The organism is Candidatus Neomarinimicrobiota bacterium (assembly GCA_022567655.1).
Lineage (GTDB): Bacteria > Fidelibacterota > SORT01 > SORT01 > SORT01 > JADFGO01.
On the sequence record JADFGO010000064.1, the window covers coordinates 1 to 13,090 of the forward strand.

13 protein-coding genes are annotated in these 13,090 nt (G+C 43.3%); 11 read left to right on the forward strand and 2 right to left on the reverse strand.

Going from position 1 to position 13,090, the window contains the following annotated elements; genetic code table 11:
- Together IID12_07350 and IID12_07355 are read right to left on the reverse strand one after the other, a co-directional pair.
- A partial coding sequence (locus tag IID12_07350) for an ATP-dependent DNA helicase PcrA (protein ID MCH8288904.1) occupies positions 1 to 285 on the reverse strand: 285 nt, incomplete at its 3' end.
- Complete coding sequence (locus tag IID12_07355) at positions 218 to 892, reverse strand: class I SAM-dependent methyltransferase (protein MCH8288905.1); 675 nt, start codon at positions 890 to 892, stop codon at positions 218 to 220. The genes IID12_07355 and IID12_07350, both read right to left, overlap by 68 nt.
- A gap of 203 nt (positions 893 to 1,095) precedes the next feature.
- Between IID12_07355 and IID12_07360 the strand changes: the two genes are divergently transcribed.
- The 11 genes from IID12_07360 to ald all read left to right on the forward strand — a co-directional run bounded on the left by IID12_07360 (position 1,096) and on the right by ald (position 12,765).
- Positions 1,096 to 1,782, forward strand: a complete 687-nt coding sequence (locus IID12_07360) for a hypothetical protein (GenBank protein MCH8288906.1) — start codon at positions 1,096 to 1,098, stop codon at positions 1,780 to 1,782.
- Between the two features lie 111 nt (positions 1,783 to 1,893).
- Positions 1,894 to 2,358, forward strand: coding sequence for a hypothetical protein (locus IID12_07365; protein MCH8288907.1), 465 nt, complete (start codon positions 1,894 to 1,896; stop codon positions 2,356 to 2,358).
- A 25-nt stretch (positions 2,359 to 2,383) separates the two neighbouring features.
- Positions 2,384 to 3,628, forward strand: a complete 1,245-nt coding sequence (nusA, locus tag IID12_07370; protein ID MCH8288908.1) for a transcription termination factor NusA — start codon at positions 2,384 to 2,386, stop codon at positions 3,626 to 3,628.
- Positions 3,629 to 3,638: 10 nt separating this feature from the next.
- Entirely contained in the window at positions 3,639 to 6,260 is a 2,622-nt protein-coding gene (gene infB, locus IID12_07375) for a translation initiation factor IF-2 (GenBank protein ID MCH8288909.1), read from the forward strand.
- A 14-nt stretch (positions 6,261 to 6,274) separates the two neighbouring features.
- The gene (locus IID12_07380) at positions 6,275 to 6,559 is read left to right on the forward strand and encodes a DUF503 domain-containing protein (protein MCH8288910.1); all 285 of its coding nucleotides are present in this window, start codon (positions 6,275 to 6,277) and stop codon (positions 6,557 to 6,559) included.
- Positions 6,553 to 6,906 carry a 30S ribosome-binding factor RbfA gene (rbfA, locus tag IID12_07385; GenBank protein ID MCH8288911.1) on the forward strand — a complete coding sequence of 118 codons (354 nt, stop codon included), beginning with the start codon at positions 6,553 to 6,555 and terminating at the stop codon, positions 6,904 to 6,906. Before IID12_07380 ends, rbfA begins: the two co-directional genes overlap by 7 nt.
- Positions 6,907 to 6,914: 8 nt before the next feature.
- Positions 6,915 to 7,844, forward strand: a complete 930-nt coding sequence (locus tag IID12_07390; GenBank protein MCH8288912.1) for a bifunctional riboflavin kinase/FAD synthetase — start codon at positions 6,915 to 6,917, stop codon at positions 7,842 to 7,844.
- 53 nt (positions 7,845 to 7,897) lie between these two features.
- Positions 7,898 to 8,167: a 30S ribosomal protein S15 gene (rpsO, locus tag IID12_07395; protein ID MCH8288913.1), complete on the forward strand. Its 270-nt coding sequence runs from the start codon at positions 7,898 to 7,900 to the stop codon at positions 8,165 to 8,167.
- A 38-nt stretch (positions 8,168 to 8,205) separates the two neighbouring features.
- Positions 8,206 to 10,362 (forward strand): polyribonucleotide nucleotidyltransferase, encoded by a 2,157-nt coding sequence (gene pnp / locus IID12_07400; GenBank protein MCH8288914.1) that lies wholly within the window; start codon positions 8,206 to 8,208, stop codon positions 10,360 to 10,362.
- Positions 10,359 to 11,597: an insulinase family protein gene (locus tag IID12_07405; GenBank protein ID MCH8288915.1), complete on the forward strand. Its 1,239-nt coding sequence runs from the start codon at positions 10,359 to 10,361 to the stop codon at positions 11,595 to 11,597. The genes pnp and IID12_07405 overlap by 4 nt, the downstream gene beginning before the upstream one ends.
- Positions 11,598 to 11,646: 49 nt before the next feature.
- Positions 11,647 to 12,765 carry an alanine dehydrogenase gene (gene ald, locus IID12_07410; GenBank protein MCH8288916.1) on the forward strand — a complete coding sequence of 373 codons (1,119 nt, stop codon included), beginning with the start codon at positions 11,647 to 11,649 and terminating at the stop codon, positions 12,763 to 12,765.
- Positions 12,766 to 13,090: the final 325 nt, after the last annotated feature.

Below are 13,090 nucleotides of genomic sequence, written 5' to 3' on the forward strand. Positions count from 1 at the left end.
CTGATGTTCTATCTCCCCCAGGATAAACTCCCCCTCCTCGTATTCGTTTGAGAGCTCACGCACCGCAATAAGATCCCCTTCTGGATTCTTCGTCCATAGTTTTTTGGGATAGCCCAGCTGGTTATGTGCAACAAGTTCTGAGGCCGCAGCTACAATATTCTTGGTTGAACGATAGTTTTGCTCAAGTTTGATAATTTTTGCTTCGGGCCAATCGCGCTCAAAGTCTAAAATATTTTGAAAATTTGCATTGCGCCAGCTGTAGATGGCTTGAGCGTCGTCTCCCACAACGCATATGTTTTTTGATTCTTTGGCGAGTATATTGGAGTTGCTGCTCGGATAGCGTGATTCCATGTGCAGTCACCCCGTAAGACCGCGCAGCATGACAAATCAATGCACCCCATCCACAGCCGATATCAAGAACTTTTTGACCCGGTTTTAAGTTTAGTTTTCTGCAGATCAGGTCAAGCTTTGCCTCTTGAGCCGCATCAAGATTATCGGCATCTTTCCAATAGGCACAGGTGTACAGCAATCTTTTATCAAGCGTATTTTTAAATAGCTCATTTCCGAGGTCGTAGTGCTTATTTACCACTTTGGAGGATTTTGAGCCGGATTGCATATTAGAAAATGCAGATTTTATTATCAGACCAATATTTTTAAATCTCTGCGTCTTTTCGTATGGCGCTATTTTAAATATTCTATTAAAAAATTCGTCTAATTGCGGACAATCCCACCAACCATCCATATATGCCTCTCCTAAACCAAGGGAACCATTTAAGAGAATTCTATTATAGAATCTTTCATCTTTAACCTGGATATCGAACGGCCGATCTCCGTTTATTTTTATATCTGCGGCATTGAGGCGATTTTGCACATATTTTTTTGTAGTGTTCATAATGTTAAATTCCAATTATTAAACCTGCTTCATTAAAATACTGGATAATCAGGTATGTATCAACTATCGCCGAATAAATTCATAATACTTATTGAAAGTTGGTAAATTGGTTTATAGATTTCGCCCTGAAGTAAATCTATAAGTTAATAATTTTATTAGATGATTTGCTGCCTGAAATAAACTGAGAAGAAATAATAACCATTATGTTGAGAGCGAGAAAAAAGATCACAAAGAAAGAGCTCAAGCACGACGCAATGCTTGAATTGATTTATAAAGTGGAGACGTACGTTCGCAGTAATTCCAAGCTGATTATTTACGGTGGCAGCGCTCTGTTGGCGATAATACTGATTTCTGTAATGATGATCCGTTCTAAGCAGGAAGCGGAAATAAGCGCTACTTCTGCGGTGGGGATCGCACAGTATAAATTGCTTTTCGGTGATTTTCAGGACGTAGTTGTCCGGTTAGAGGATGCCCTCAGGAAATATCCCGGCACAAAAGCTGTTAAAGAAGGAAGATTTTACCTTGCGAGCGCAAATTTTCAATTAGGGAACAAAGAAGAAGCGGAAAGGAATTTCTCTGATTATATAAACAGCGGTTCTAACGACCGGATATTGGAGGCGTCCGCCTATGCCGGTATCGGTGCTGTAAGAGAAGACAAAAAGGATTTTGCAGCAGCTGCGGAGAATTACAGGAAAGCGGCTTTAGCATCGGAGACACCTTATTTATCCAATAAATATTTGTTATCATCGACAAGAAACTATTATTATGCAGGTAGTGATGAGGAAGCACTGGATATTATAAATAATATGATGAATCTGGATAATGCGGCAGAGAATACGGTGAATGAAGTCGAGTACTGGAAGGCAGTTATATCAAGTAGAAAGGAATGATTTTGGCAGCATTCTAAAGCATATTTCTCTTGCCTGACAGACTATGCGGTATTATATTCTTGGTTCGAGTGGGTTGACAGACCCACTCTTTTTATTGGGAAAGATGATAATATGAATATTCTAATAGAAAGAGATATCGAGCATATACGCAGTTTGGTTGATGTGATAGTTGAAGACTCAAATGCGGAGATTGTTGACGTGCATTTGTTCGTCAAAAATAATTTAAGTAATATCACCGTGATAATCGATGCAATCGGCGGGATAGATATCGGAACTTGCGCGGTGATCTCGAAAAAATTAGACATGAAATTGGAAGAAGAGCTGTATAGGGAGGGGAAATATAAAATCGAAGTATCCTCACCCGGAGTCGACAGACCTCTTACGGTCGAAGCGGATTTTAGAAGGAAAACAGGCAAAACCATTACACTCTGGCACAATGAGGAAGAGTATGATTCACCGGTTGAGGGTGTTATAAAAGCCATTGAAAATGGCATACTTTTGATAGAAAACAAGAAAAAAGCCTTTAACATTGATTTAGATAAAATTGAGCGGGGCAAACTAAAAATATTATTATGATGAATTATCACAAGGAGAGTAACAGGTGATTAACCGGGAGATAATTGAAGCATTCTCTGCCGTAGCAATGGAAAAGAACATCGATAGACGGTCCCTTTCGGAGATAATCAAAGGGATATTCGAAACGATGATTATTAAGAAGTATGAGACGACGGACGGATTCGACGTAATTGTCAATCTTGACAAAGGGGAAATAGAGATATACCGAATGAAGACCATTGTAGAAAAAGTAGAAGAACCTGATCTGGAAATTTCTTACGAAGACGCGGTAGAGATTGAACCGGAGCTAGAAATAGGTGATGAATTCATAGAGGTCGTCGATATTGACAGCTTCGGAAGACGGCTCGTCGCTTCAGCAAAACAAAATCTCGCTCAACGCATCAAAGATGCGGAAAAAGAAGTCGTTATGGATCAATATAAAGATCGTATCGGTGAGGTGATCATAGGAGACATTTATCAGGAGCGAAGAAGAGACGTTTATATAATGGTCGGTAGGACAGAAGTTATCCTTCCTGAAATGGAACAAATTCCGGGGGAACGTTATCGAAGAGGGAATAGCATGCGTGCGATAATAAAAGCGGTCGACTCGTCTATGCGGGGTCCTGAAATTATTGTTTCCAGATCAGCGCCTGAATTTTTGGTGAGGTTGTTTGAAATAGAGGTTCCGGAGATTTTTGACGGCATAGTGGAGATTAAAAAGGTAGCGCGGTATGCAGGAGACAGATCCAAGATAGCCGTGATATCCAACGATAAAAGAATTGACCCCGTAGGCGCGTGTGTCGGAATGAAGGGGATCAGAATTCAGTCGATCGTGCGGGAGCTTAACAACGAGAAGATCGATATAATACCCTGGAGCGATAATCCTACGATTTATATACAGAGGGCTTTATCTCCTGCGAAACCGATCAAGACGGAGGTCGATGAGGAAAATAAGAAGGCGACGGTAATAATCCCGGACGAGGAATTCGCCCTGGCAATCGGTAAAAACGGACAAAATGTCGCGTTATCTTCTGAACTTACCGGATATGAAATCGATGTGCTCAAACAATCCGATGAGGAACTCAGAACGGACCTGATGATAGATGAGGTAGAGGGATTATCCGCGTCCATAATTGCAAAACTTACCGAATCAGGATACGAGCGAGCCGAAGACGTTCTCGACGCAGGGATTAACGGCTTAAAAGAGGTCAAAGGTGTTGGAGGCAAAACAGCGGAAAAGATCTTATCCACAATCGGTGAGTACTTTGAAGAAGTTGAAGAGCAGGGTTGATTTGAAGTAAATGGCTGAAGAAAAAACCGATACAAACGTAAAATCCTCCGTTAAATCCGGCTCTAAGCGCAGAATTTATCAAATTGCGAAAGAGCTGAATTTGTCTCACGAAGAGATAATCACGTTTTTAGAAAAGAACGAAATCACAGTTAAAAGCCATATGTCACCCGTGGATGACGACGTTTACAATAAAATCCTGGCTGAGTTTGCCAAAGAGAAAGTTCTTGTTGAAAGGGAAAAAAGCGAATCGATCCAGAGAGAGCAGGAAGTCCTCAGAAAGATGGAAAAGGACCTGGAGAAGAAGAAGGTGGACACGCATGTTCCCATGCCGCACGAAGTTCCTCTGGTTTCAAAAATAAAGAATGAAGAAAAAGATGCCGTGGCTATTCCGGAGACTGCCGAGACAGAATCTGTCCCAATAACTGATGAACTGCAAATAGAGAAAAAATCTGTTCCATCCGAGGTCAAGGACGTAGAGCAACCGGATTCAAAAACAATTGAGAAGAGCGACGATATCAAGTCAGACCAGCCGGTTGACAAGATTGAGAATTCTTTGTTAGATCCCGAAGTAAAAGAGATATCAAAGAAGAAAAAGTCAAAAAGCGAAAAATCATCGGTAACAGATGTACGGAGTCAAAAAGATATTAAGCGCCGTAGAAAACGAATCAGAGTTAGAAAATCCTCTGAGGTGGATATTGAATCCAAAATTGCCGAGACGCCACGCAGGAGAAGAAGAGGTCAGCCTGTAGATGCAAAAGAGGTAAAGGATTCAATTAAAAAAACGCTTGCCGGATTAGAAGCTGGTAAATCTAAGAAGAAAAGAAAGAAAGCTGCAATTTCCGAAGACACCGAAGTAGATGCATATCTTATTAAAGTGCCCGAATTCACTTCGGTGGGAGATCTCGCAAGCCTGATGGATGTTCCAACTAACGAACTTATTGCTAAATGTATGTCGCTCGGTTTTATGGTAACCATAAATCAGCGACTGGATTTCGATACTATTATTCTGTTAGCGGACGAATTTGATTACAGAGTGGAGAAAGAGGAAGAATTCGGGGCGGACGTCGTGGCAAGATCCGAAGCGGATGAAAAAGAAGAAGACATGATGCCCCGCGCGCCCATTGTTACGATTATGGGACACGTCGATCACGGTAAGACCTCGCTGCTCGATTACATCAGAGATACCAACGTTGTAGCCGGCGAGTCGGGTGGCATTACTCAGCACATCGGAGCATATAGGGTTCAGCCCAAAGATGATCGGGAGATAACGTTTCTGGATACTCCCGGTCACGAAGCGTTTACCGCCATGCGTGCACGAGGCGCCCAGGTAACAGATATTGTGGTTCTGGTGATTGCCGCCGATGACGGCGTGAAGCCTCAAACTATAGAAGCCATAAGCCATGCAAAAGCTGCGGAAGTGCCGATAGTAGTTGCTATAAATAAAATTGATAAAGTCGGCTCCGATCCCGAAAACGTCAAACGAGAACTATCCGAACATAAAGTTATGGTGGAAAGCTGGGGAGGGAAAGTGCAGTCGATAGAAGTGTCAGCCAAAAATGGCGACGGCATAGACGACCTGCTCGAAGCGCTGCTGCTGGAAGCTGATCTTTTAGAACTTAAAGCAAATCCAAAAGTAAATGCGCGGGGTATCGTCGTTGAGGCAAATCTCGATAAAGGACTCGGACCTGTTGGAACGGTTCTTATTCAGAAAGGCACCCTCCGTGTCGGTGATCATTTTATTTGTGGAACTTCTTCAGGGAAGGTCAGGGGATTGCTGAATGAGAGAAATCAGCGGGTAGAAGAAACAAAGCCGTCGGTTCCTGTGCAGGTGTTGGGTTTCGAAAGTGTGCCCACGGCAAATGATTATTTTGCTGTTCTTGAGGAGGAACGTGACGTCAAAAAGATCAGCAGTGAGCGTAAGCGAATTAAGCGTGAACAGGATTTCAGGAAGATAAAGTTACGAACGCTTGATGAGATATCTCAACAAATCAAAGAAGGCAAGGTTCGGGAACTATCTATCATCATCAAAGGCGATGTGGATGGTTCAGTTGAGGCGCTTACGGATTCTCTCAACAAACTTTCTACCAAAGAAGTGGCGGTTAAAGTAATACATCAGGCAGTAGGTACTATCATTGAATCCGATATACTCCTTGCCACCGCTTCGGGTGCAGTCATCATCGGGTTTCATGTAAACGCATCCGCCGAAGCGAAAAAAATAGCTGAAAGGGATAACATCGACATCAGACTATATGACGTTATCTATGACGCTGTGAACGAAATTAAGACCGCATTGGAAGGATTACTTGAACCTGAACAGATTGTCGAAGTGGTAGGCAGAATTGAAATTCGGATGGTGTTCAAAAATTCGAAAATCGGGTCTATTGCCGGGTGTTACGTAGAATCAGGAAAAGTAAGCAGAGGGGATTCCATCAGGCTGCTTCGTGATGACGAGATAATCGACGAGGGTACGATCAATAGCCTTAAACGGTTTAAGGACGACGTAAAGGAAGTTGCGGAAGGATTTGAGTGCGGTATTACTATTGGCGGAGTTGAATCGATCCAAGAGGGCGACTTGATCCAGGTTATCGAGGTTACCAGTAGAAAACGTACTCTTGAAGAAGCGAGAAAATAAATGAGCAGTCGAAATTGGTAGTTATAGGCCTTCTTCAGCTGGACATCATCATCCCGGAGAGTCGGAGCTTAAAAGAGAAACGAAGGACTATTAAGAGTCTGAAGGAGACTGTAAGAAAACGATTCAACGTTTCCATTTCGGAAACAGGGAAATTGGATAAATGGGCTCGTTCGGAGATCTCGATAACAAAAGTAAGCAACGAATCTTTGCACGTCAAAAAAGAATTTCAAAATATTCAAAAGGATATTGAAAGACGGTATCCGGTGGAAATAATCGATTCGCAGGAAGAGGTGTGGTAAGACAACCGTACAGAAGAGCCGACAGAGTAGGGGATCTTGTCAAAAGGGAATTAGCGGAAATACTGATTAGAGGTGACCTGAATGCGGATTTTGGATTTGTAACTATTACTCAGGTAGATATGTCTAACGATCTGAAACACGCTAAGGTATACCTGTCGATACACGGAGACAGGGAAGTGAGGAAAACTCATTTCGCGAACCTTATGGAGTATAAGAAGAAAATGCGTTACTTATTGGCTCAGAATCTGAATTTAAGATATACACCTGCGCTGAAATTGTCTCTGGATGAGTCATTGGATAATGCCATTAAGGTTCAGAAACTCCTCGATAAAATCGATAGGGGATAGGAGTACTGATGGATATAGTCAGTGATATCTCCTCCTATAAAGCGGCTGAACCGGCTGCGTTAACCGTCGGCACATTTGACGGAGTTCATTTAGGGCATCAGAAAATTATCAACGTTCTCCTCCGTACCGGGAAGAAGAGAAATCTGAAAACAACCGTAGTAACTTTTGATCCCCATCCCAAAGAAATTGTAAAGATGCCGGAATCATATTCTCCGATAAAAATATTGACTACGCTTGATGAAAAAATTGATGCGCTGTCTAAATTCGACATCGACACTTTAATGGTGATACCATTTACAGAAGAATTTTCACGAACAGATCCGAAAATATTCGTCAGGGATACGCTTTGTCAAAGATTTAAGGCGGAGGCGATTATAATGGGATACGATCACAATTTCGGCAGAGACAGGTCCGGTAATTCCGAAACCCTGCAATCCCTCGGAGGAGAATGCGGATTCACGACCGAAATTGTAGGTCCGGTAAACATAGGCGGTTCTCCGGTAAGCAGCACAAGAATAAGAAATCTCCTTACTATCGAAGGGGACGTCGTAACCATAAAAGAACTCCTGTCGAGAAACTATGCGTTGTCGGGTAAAGTCGTAAGAGGCGAGGGTATAGGAAAACAAATCGACTTCCCAACGGCTAATATTGAGATCGACAATAAGGTAAAAGCTCTGCCGAGAAACGGCGTGTACTGTGTAGAAGTTCATCATAAAGAAGACAGCTATCGCGGAATGGCTAACATTGGTGTCAGACCAACATTTAACGGTACTGATCTAACGGTAGAAGTACATATTCTTTTGGATGAACTGAAGGATATATACGGTGACCTGCTGCGCATAAGTTTTTTATCGCGAATTCGTGATGAAAAAAAGTTTGATTCTCCGGAGGATTTGATAGAGCAGTTGAACAAGGATAAGATCGCTTGCAGCGCATGAGCATATTGACAATTTGAAGTGTGACATTTTAAAAGAGAGAGGGATGAAATTATATGGGCTTGACTAAGGAAGAGAAATCAAACATAGTCAGCGAATTTGGAACAGGTGAAAAGAACACCGGTTCGACCGAAGTCCAAATCGCATTATTAACAAGAAGAATTGCAAACTTAACCGAGCACCTAAAACAACATAAACATGATCACCACACAAGAAGAGGATTGGTCATGATGGTCGGTAAAAGAAGAAGGCTTCTAAACTATCTGGAAATTAAACATCTTGAAAAGTATCGTGATTTGATAAAAACGTTGAATCTGAGAAGGTAACGGGTGCTTTTGGGAAAAATAATAAGGAGTTATAAGTGATTATAAAAGAAATTGAAATTGGGGGTAGAACACTAAAATTAGAAACCGGGCGCATCGCAAGACAAGCCGACGGGTCTATATTGGCTTCATATGGAGATACTATGGTAATTGCCACCGCCGTGGCGAGCGATGAGCCGAGAGAAGGAATTGATTTCTTTCCGCTTACCGTAGAATATCGTGAAAAACATTACGCTGCCGGTAAAATTCCCGGCGGTTTTTTCAAGCGAGAGGGCAGACCTACGGAAAAAGAGATACTATCCGCAAGAATGACCGACAGGTCGATAAGGCCTCTCTTTCCGGACGGATTCAATAATGAGACACAGGTAATAATATTCGTGATCTCAAGCGATCAGGAGAACGATGCCGACACCCTCGGCATGATAGCGGGTTCGGCGGCTCTGGCAATTTCCGACATTCCGTTTAACGGACCTATCGCTGCTGTTCGGGTGGGTGAGCTGGATGGCGAACTGGTCATCAACCCATTGTTGAGTCAGGCGGACGAATGCGATATAGACATTATTGTATCCGGGAAAAAAGATTCACTCGTTATGGTTGAAGGACAATTAAATGAAGTAGCGGAATCGAGGATGCTCGAAGCATTATCTTTCGGACAGGAAAACGTTAAAAAGATCGTAACTCTTATCGATGAACTCGTTGAAGAATGCGGGAGACCCAAAAGGGAATTCCCTGCTCCGGAAGTGAATCAGGAATTGGTTGATGACGTGACAAAATTGGTATCAGATAATGTAAAAAAAGCAAACGAGATGAAGGGGGCTATAAAAAACGAACGCTCCAACTTCATCAAACAGTTCACGAATGATGTCCTAACAAGCTTAGAGGAAAAATACCCGGAAAGCGAAAGAGCTATTAAAGATGTCATCCATGATTTAGAAAAAACCGACCTCAGGAGTAAGATACTCGAAAAAGGATTGCGGCTGGACGGCAGAGGGCCAAAAGATATCCGTGAGATTTCTTGTGAAGTGGAATTTCTCCCGAGGGCTCACGGGTCGTCTCTGTTTACGAGGGGAGAGACACAGAGCCTGACAGCTGTAACTCTCGGAACAAAGATGGATGAACAAAAAATCGATGGTGTCGAAGGTGAACGATACAGTAAATATATGCTTCACTACAACTTTCCCCCATTCTCCGTTGGCGAGGCGAGATTTATACGGGGTGTGAGCCGTCGTGAAGTCGGGCATGGGAAGCTTGCCGAAAGAGCGATCAAGCCCGTACTACCGGCGGCAGAAGATTTTCCATACACTCTCAGGATTGTATCCGATATCATGGAATCGAACGGCTCCTCGTCAATGGCAACCGTTTGTGCGAGTTCGTTAGCGCTCATGGACGCCGGAGTCCCGATTAGTAAACCTGTTGCCGGAATTGCAATGGGGCTCATAAAGGAGGGCGATAAAACAGAGATCATATCGGACATACTCGGGACAGAAGACCATATGGGCGATATGGACTTCAAACTCGCCGGTACTCGTGACGGAGTTACGGCGATTCAGATGGATCTGAAAATTGATGGAATAAGCGTCGAAATGCTTGAAAAGGCGATAAACCAGGCGAAGGAAGGTCGTGTTCATATTTTGGATATCATGGACAAGACTATGTCAAAACCGAATGACGATATATCTCAATACGCTCCACGGATACTCTTCCTTCAGGTGCCTGTTGATAGAATCGGAGAGATCATAGGGCCCGGAGGAAAAATCATCAAAAAGATACAATCCGAAACCGAGGCAAAGGTTGAGATTGAAGACGATGGTACGGTCCTCATCTCCTCGGTGGGAGGCGGTCCGGCTGAAAGAGCGAAAGAGATGATCGAAAACATTCTCAGAATGCCGGAAGTCGGTGAAGAGTACGATGCTGTAGTTAAAAAAATAATGAACTTCGGCGCTTTTGTGGAATTTATGCCCGGCAAGGAAGGGCTCGTTCATATTTCGGAATTGGAATATAAGCGGGTGGAAAATGTAGAGGACGTCCTCAAGTATGGTGATGAAGTCAGGGTAAAACTCCTGAAGGTGGACGACCAGGGTAGGTATGATCTGTCGAGAAGAGCGCTGCTTGAAAAACCCGAAGGATGGGTTGACGAACCTAAAAAAGACAGTCGGAGACCCCCGAGAAGGGGTGGCGGAAACAGGAACCGGAGATGATGACCGAGGGACAATACAATAAGACTCTGCTTGATAACGGTATAAGAGTTATCAGCGAAAGTAACGAGTACGTCCATTCTGCGGCGATAGGTGTCTTTATCGCCACCGGCGCGAGAAATGAAAATACGGATAACCACGGCGCCGCACATTTTCTTGAACACATGGTTTTCAAAGGGACAGAGAATAAAGACTCTTTTCAGATAGCGAATTCTCTCGAATCGATAGGCGGGATGCTCAATGCGGTGACGGGCGAGGAATATACATGTTATTTTGCCCGTATACTCGATGAGCATCTTGAAGAATCGGTTGATGTATTATCCGATCTTGTTCAAAATGCCCTGCTTGATGAGAATGTAACGGATACCGAAAAAGGAGTTATCATCGAGGAGATTAAGGGGGTGGCGGATACACCGAGTCAACTGGTAGTGGAAAAATTTATTTCTGATCTCTACCCGGGACATCCCCTGGGAATGCCGATACTTGGTACGGAAAATTCGATCAAGAGTATGAAGAGTGATCAATTGAAGGAATTCCGGAAGACCAATTACACTCCCGGAAATATCATTGTAGCTGCCGCAGGAAACGTAGACCACAACATATTCAAATCAGTGGTTGAAAATTATTTCCCTATTGAGAGCTCGAATTCTGATAACTCGTATAATCCACCGAATGGCGAATTCAACAGAGGAATCAACAGGACGAAATCTCCGATTACTCAGTCCCATATATGTTTGGGGTTTAGAGCAATATCGTATGATGACGACCGCAGATATGCGATGCTCGTACTAAATACGATTTTGAGCGGCGGCATGAGTACCCGTCTCTTTCAGAATATCCGCGAAAAGTACGGCTTTGTTTACAGCATATACAGCTTCCCTGAATTTCTTTACGACACCGGTTATTTTTGTGTTTATGCGGGAACGGATGCTTCGAAAACCGACAAGGTAATAGAACTTATAAAGGATGAGCTATATGCCTTAAAATCCGCTCCTGTTAAATCTGAGGAGATTCAAAGCGCACGGGCACAATGGAAGGGAGGCGCATTGATATCCATGGAAAGTATGATGAGCAGGATGAACCGCATTGCGATTCGGGAGATGTATTTCGGAGATTATTCACCGATAGAAGAGCTCATAAAAAAGATCGATTCGGTGGAATTGGACGACGTTATGAGTTTGAGTGAAGATATCTTCAATGAGGATGATATGGTTGTAACAATCATTCAACCCGATTGAACCCACAAACGATGAATTTTTCACCGATTAGTCTGGAGTTATTACCCGTATGATCATAGGTATACCGAAGGAGGTCAAGGCGGAAGAGAATAGGGTGGGAGTGATTCCCGGCGGTGTGGAGCAACTCGTCAAGGCTGGACACGAAGTGCTGATCGGAAAGGACGCTGGGATAAAAAGCGGATTTAGTGATGATGAGTATCAATCAGCAGGCGCCCGGATAGTCAATGAACTTTCCGAAATATATCAAAAATCGGATATGATAGTAAAAGTCAAGGAGCCGCAGGCTGATGAGTGTAAGATGATCTCTGAAGGTCAACTGATGTTTACTTACTTCCATTTCGCTGCGAGCAGGGAGTTGACGGAGAATTTTATTAAGAGTAAGGGAATTGCGATAGCATATGAGACTGTTCAGCTCGATGATAATTCCCTTCCCTTACTTGTGCCTATGAGTGAGGTGGCGGGAAGAATGGCTATACAGGAAGGGGCTAAATATCTTGAGTCACATTCCGGAGGAACGGGAATTCTGTTAGGGGGAGTTCCGGGAGTTGAACCCGCAACCGTAATGATATTAGGCGGAGGTATTGTCGGGAGCAATGCAGCAAAAATTGCGGCGGGGATGGGAGCTAGAGTTTACATTCTCGACCTGAATCTCGAAAGGCTGAGGCATCTCGATGACGTAATGCCTGATAACGTAACCACCCTTATGTCAAATCCGGCGAATATCAGGAAACTTCTTAAATTCACGGACCTGTTAGTGGGTGCGGTTTTGATTCCCGGCGCAAAAGCTCCGAAGCTCGTTACAAAAGATATGCTGAATATTATGAGAAAAGGATCCGTAATTGTGGACGTTGCAGTCGACCAGGGCGGTTGCGTAGAAACGTGCAAGCCGACAACGCATGAAAATCCGACATTTACGGTCAACGGCGTAGTTCATTATTGTGTCTCCAACATGCCCGGCGCGGTGCCGTACACTTCGACCATAGCTTTAACCAATGCAACCCTTCCATACATAATGCTCCTTGCAAATAACGATCATGAAGACGCGATCAAAACCAGGAAAGATTTAGCAAAGGGTATAAACTTATACAAAGGATTTATAACTCATAAAGCTGTTGCCGAAGCGTTCGGATTGGATTACACGCCGATCAGCGAAATTATTTCTTCATAACGGGCGGGGGTGGTGAACCCGGCACTCTTAGCCACCACAAAGTAGCCGACAGTGCTGCGTGGGGCGTTACACTGAAGCAGGGTACGAATCAGGAACTGTCTTTTATCCGTTTAGACAAAGATTTAAAGAAGAACAATAAGCATTTTGATAAAGAGGCAGGGTGTTTATCTTTAGCTACTGTAATTGTTTTTAAAAAAGAAACAGTAAAAAATACTTGATTCCCCGAATTCCTTTTCTTATAATATAAAGTGTTACTTGAACGGTAACTGTTCAATTATAAGGAATCGATGAGTCAACCGCAGATAAAAAAACTCTATTACTCAAT